Genomic DNA, 1,940 nt, shown 5'->3' with positions numbered 1-1,940 from the left:
GCGCCGATGATGAATCCGCGGGTCATTTGGTCTGCTGCGGCCCAGAACGAGTCGCCGGTGCGTTGGAAGCCGAACATGGAGTAGAAGACGTAGATCGGGACCAGGGGTTCGCCGTGGGTGGCGTAGGAGGTGCCGGCGGCGGTGAAGGCTGCGACGGCGCCGGCTTCGTTGATGCCGGGGTGGATCAGTTGTCCGGCGGGGGATTCTTTGTAGGCCAGGACGAGGTCGCGGTCCACGGAGAGGTAGTTCTGGCCTTTGGGGTTGTAGATTTTCGCGGTCGGGAAGAACGCGTCCATGCCGAAGGTGCGTGATTCGTCCGGGACGACCGGGACGAGGCGGTGGCCGAAGTTTTTGTCCCGCATGAGGTCTTTGAGGAGCCGGACGAAGGCCATGGTGGTCGCGGCTTGTTGTTTGCCGGAGCCGCGTTTGGCGATGTCGTAGGACTTGGGTTCGGGCAGGGTCACGGGGGTGTGGGTGCGGCGGCGTTCGGGCACGAACCCGCCAAGTTCTGCCCGGCGTTCCATGAGGTACCGGATTTCGGGGGCGTCCATGCCGGGGTGGTAGTACGGGGGCCGGTAGAGGTCCGCGTCGAGTTGATCGTCGGTGATGGGGATGCGGAGGTGGTCACGGAAGGCTTTGAGGTCTTCCATGGTCAGTTTCTTCATCTGGTGGGTCGCGTTGCGGCCCTCGAAGTGCGGGCCCAGGCCGTAGCCCTTGACCGTTTTGGCCAGGATCACGGTGGGTTTGCCCTTGAACTCGGTCGCTGCCTTGTACGCGGCGTAGACCTTGCGGTAGTCGTGGCCGCCTCGTTTGAGGCCCCAGATCTGCTCGTCGGTCAGGTCCGCGACCATGTCCTTGGTCTGCGGGGACTTGCCGAAGAAGTGTTCCCGGACGAACCCGCCGGATTCGGCCTTGTAGGTCTGGTAGTCACCGTCGGGGGTTTCGTTCATGATTTTCACCAACGCCCCGTCCTGGTCCGCTTCGAGCAGGGAGTCCCACTCCCGGCCCCAAACGACCTTGATCACGTTCCAGCCCGCGCCGCGGAAGAACGCCTCGAGCTCCTGCATGATCTTGCCGTTGCCGCGCACCGGCCCGTCCAGGCGCTGGAGGTTGCAGTTGATCACGAAGTTCAGGTTGTCCAGGTTCTCGTTCGCCGCGAGCTGGAGCAGGCCACGGGATTCGGGCTCGTCCATTTCACCGTCACCAAGGAACGCCCAGACCTGCTGGTCGGAGGTGTCCTTGATGCCACGGTTGTGCAGGTACCGGTTGGACTGGGCCTGGTAGATCGCGTTCATCGGGCCGATACCCATCGACACGGTCGGGAACTCCCAGAACCCCGGCATCAGCCGCGGGTGCGGGTACGAAGAGAGGGCGTGGCCTTCCTTGGACTTCTCCTGACGGAACCCGTCCAAATCCTCCTCGGACAACCGCCCTTCCATGAACGCCCTGGCGTACATGCCCGGAGACGCGTGGCCCTGGAAAAACACCTGGTCCCCGCCCGAGGGGTGGTCCTTGCCCCGGAAGAAATGATTGAACCCAACCTCGTACAACGTCGCGGCACCGGCATACGTGGAAATATGCCCACCCACACCAATATCGGCACGCTGGGCACGATGGACCATCACCGCGGCGTTCCAGCGCATATACGCCCGGTACCGGCGCTCGAACTCCTCATTACCCGGGAACGGCGCTTCCTGGTCCACCGGGATCGTGTTCACATAATCAGTGGTCGTCACCATCGGCACACCCACGCTCCGGGCACCAGCACGCTGCAACAAACTCCGCATAATGTACTGGGCCCGCTCGGTACCCTGCTCAGCGATCAACGCATCAAGGGACTCAATCCACTCCGCGGTCTCTTCCGGATCACGATCAGGCAGCTGGGCAGTCAACCCGCTGAGGATGTGTGAGGTCTCTTCTCCTGCAGCCACGTCCAACCT

General features: G+C 63.1%; 1 protein-coding gene. It reads right to left on the bottom strand.

Annotation, left to right across the window (positions count from 1 at the left end; genetic code table 11):
- On the bottom strand, positions 1-1,931 hold a 1,931-nt coding region (aceE, locus tag ACFUOZ_RS21330), incomplete at its 3' end, for a pyruvate dehydrogenase (acetyl-transferring), homodimeric type (RefSeq protein ID WP_377552034.1).
- Positions 1,932-1,940 lie beyond the last annotated feature (9 nt).

Source organism: Paenarthrobacter sp. NPDC057355 (assembly GCF_042667405.1).
Lineage (GTDB): Bacteria > Actinomycetota > Actinomycetes > Actinomycetales > Micrococcaceae > Arthrobacter.
Note: the sequence above shows the minus strand (reverse complement) of the source record. Positions and strands in the feature narration are given on the sequence as shown.